This is a genomic window from Actinomyces sp. S6-Spd3 (assembly GCF_000758755.1).
Classification (GTDB): domain Bacteria; phylum Actinomycetota; class Actinomycetes; order Actinomycetales; family Actinomycetaceae; genus Pauljensenia.
On sequence record NZ_JRMV01000212.1, the window covers coordinates 1 to 510 of the forward strand.

Here is a 510-nt window from a genome sequence, read left to right on the forward strand (position 1 = left end):
GGCCCGCGCTTTGTAAACGAAGTGCGTAACAAGCTGTGGATGTACACGCGCTCGCACGCACTCAACCCGGTTGAAAAGGCGCTATATAGCGGTAAATCGGTGTTGCGCTGGGGTCTGACCGTGAAGAACTCTGCCGACCCGAAGGCCCTGCTTGTCTTTGCCGTAGAAGGTATAAAACAGGGGACGCGCCCGCCGCGCGCCACCGTCGAGGTGCTTGCCCACACGCCCGTCGCACACGATGTCCAGATCGTTGAAGCAGACGCGCATCTAGCATTTGCAAACGAAAATGAGCCATTCACCGTGCTCACATCCGTTTACGCGGGGGATGACCCGCAACAGTTTGAGCGGGCACTAGTATCAATTACTCGTGAACAGCAGTTGAAACCCGATCAGGTGGTGCTCGTCCAAGACGGCCCTGTGCCTGATGCGTTACAAGAGTCCATCGACAGGGCCACCGAAATTGCCGGCCAGCCCATCGACGTAGTGAGGTTAGCTGAAAACCAGGGGCTT

1 pseudogene is annotated in these 510 nt (G+C 57.3%); it reads left to right on the plus strand.

Annotation, left to right across the window (positions count from 1 at the left end):
* Nucleotides 1–39: 39 nt before the first annotated feature.
* Nucleotides 40–510, plus strand: a pseudogene (locus HMPREF1627_RS01795) (glycosyl transferase); the annotation flags it as partial.